The organism is Pseudomonas sp. K5002 (genome assembly GCF_013386655.1).
GTDB lineage: Bacteria > Pseudomonadota > Gammaproteobacteria > Pseudomonadales > Pseudomonadaceae > Aquipseudomonas.
Genome location: NZ_JACARK010000932.1, coordinates 1 through 2,328, shown reverse-complemented (window position 1 = coordinate 2,328; position 2,328 = coordinate 1). Strand labels below are relative to the sequence as shown.

Below are 2,328 nucleotides of genomic sequence, written 5' to 3'. Positions count from 1 at the left end.
GCTCTTGCCCATCGGGCCGTCGTAGCGCCGGGAAGCCCCGACCATCGGCCCGAGCACGCCGGCGTATTCGCTGAACACCGCCAGCAGCGTCACCAGCAACACCGGCGCCAGACTGACCTCGGGGATCAGCGCAAACGGCAGGATCAGTGCGCTGTCGGCGATCACGTCGCACAGTTCATTGAGGTAGGCGCCGAGTCGCGATTGCTGGCCGAACTCCCGGGCGAGCATGCCGTCGATGGCATTGAGGGCCATGCGCAGGATCATCCACAGCGGGATCAGCGCAAACAGCCACACATGTTGTGCGAAGCCGGCAATCAGCAATCCCACCAGCAGGGAAACCACCCCGGCCAGCACGGTGATCTGGTTGGCGGTGGTGCCGTTGTCGTAGAGGCGCTGCACCAGCGGGCGCAGCAGGTTCTGAAAACGCGGTTTAAGCTGATAGATCGAAATCATGGGGAGTGACGCTTCCTTGTCCGTAAGCCCGCGAAAAACTCTGGGGAGTGTGCCGATTTATCACCGCTGAAACCAGTGATGGCTCGTGTTTCTGGGGCTTTCGTCACTATCTGTGTGAAACCAAACAAAAATTTCACGCTTCGGGTTATAGAGTAACTAATTGTTTCTGGGTGGGCGTTTGGGGATGCGAGTGGATCTAGACGCTGATGACGTGGCCATCGAAGGGCTGCCGCGTTTTCAGCAGGGGTTGTTTCATGCCCGTCGGTTAAGGCAGGCCGGCATTGGCCTGACGGTGCTGGCGGTCGGCGGCTGGATGCTGGCGCTGTTTGTGGCGCTGTTCGCCCCGCTGTCGATCTGGCCGGTGGTGCTGATCAACTGCGCCTCGGCGTTGCTGGTGCTGGTGGCTGGCTTGCAATCGGCGTGGTGGGTCGCGGATTGGCGGGCCATGGCGCTGGAGGAGCCGGCTGCACGGCTGATCGAACCGCCGCTGCCACAAGAAGAACCTGGCTGGCTAAACCGGCAGTTCGGTCGCGTCGGTAACGGCTTGCTGGTGCAGATTGGCGCACCGGTGTTCTGGCTGTGCGGCTGGTCGTTGCTGGCATTCTTCAGCGTTCTGGAATTCTGGAGCTTGACCTTGCCCGCCGCGGCGCTGGGCCAGGCTGCCAGTGTGGGCGCCGCCATTGCCTTGGCACTGGCGTTCGGCTTGCTGGTGTTTGAACGGCGCATGGCCCAGGAAAGCACCGCCCAATGGCCGGAAGCGGTGCAACTGGCGCAACTGAGCCGGGTGGCGATTATCTGCCTGGTGATCAGTGCGATTTGTCTGCTGTTTGCCGGTGAAGAGTCCGTGTGGCCCTTGCGCCTGGCCGTGTTGGTCGGCCTGTTGCCGGCCCTGGTGGCGCTGGAGTTTCTGCTAAGAGGCCTGCTGTCGCTGTTCAGCCCGCGCCAGGAGCGGCTTGAACCGCGCCTGATGGCGCAAAGTTTTATCGCCGGGATGCTGCGCTGGCCGCCGCAACCGTTGCTCGCCTTGCAGCACGAACTGCACAACCGTTTTGGCATCGACCTGCGGCAGATCTGGGCCTTCACCTACATGCGCCGGGCATTCCTGCCAGTGCTGGTGGTGGTGCTGGCCGTAGGCTGGTTGCTGACCGGCGTGCATGAAGTCGCCCTGCAAAGCCGTGGGATCTATGAACGCTTTGGCAAGCCGGTGGAGGTCTTCGGGCCTGGCCTGCATGCCGGTTTGCCGTGGCCGCTGGGTCGCGTACTGAACGTGGAGAACGGCGTGGTCCATGAGCTGGCCACCAGCGTTGGCGAAGCGGCAAACACCGACGTCGCTCCGGCCGAGGGCCCGGCGCCGCTGATCGCCAATCGCCTGTGGGACGCCAGCCATGTGAATGACAAATCCCAGGTGATCGCCAGCAGCAGCGGCGACAAGCAGAGCTTCCAGATCGTCAATATGGACGTGCGCTTTGTGTACCGCATCGGCTTGACCGACCAGGCCGCACTCGCCGCCACCTATAACAGCGCCGATGTGCCCACGCTGATCCGCAGCACCGCCAGCCGCATCCTCGTCCACGAGTTTGCCTCGCGAACCCTTGATGAATTGCTGGGTGAGGAACGCAACAGCCTCGCCGATGAAATTGGCCAGGCGGTGCAAGCGGACCTGAAGAAACTCGACAGTGGCGTGGAAATTCTCGCCACCGTGGTGGAAGCCATTCACCCGCCCTCCGGTGCGGCGAATGCCTACCATGCGGTGCAAGCTGCGCAGATCGGCGCCCAGGCGCTGATTTCCCGAGAGCGCGGCGCTGCCAGTGAGCAGACCAACCAGGCGTTGCTGCAAGCCAGTACCGCCCGTGACCGGGCCCAGGCCACGGCCCA

The 2,328-nt window shown here is 63.2% G+C and carries 2 protein-coding genes; one reads left to right on the top strand and one right to left on the bottom strand.

Annotated elements, in window-relative coordinates:
• Nucleotides 1-453 (bottom strand): CDP-alcohol phosphatidyltransferase family protein (locus tag HX846_RS31210; RefSeq protein ID WP_178966870.1); only part of this gene is annotated, 453 nt, incomplete at its 3' end.
• 184 nt (nucleotides 454-637) lie between these two features.
• Here HX846_RS31210 and hflK point away from each other — a divergent pair.
• Nucleotides 638-2,328: protease modulator HflK (hflK, locus tag HX846_RS31205; protein ID WP_178966869.1), on the top strand; the 1,691-nt coding region annotated here is incomplete at its 3' end.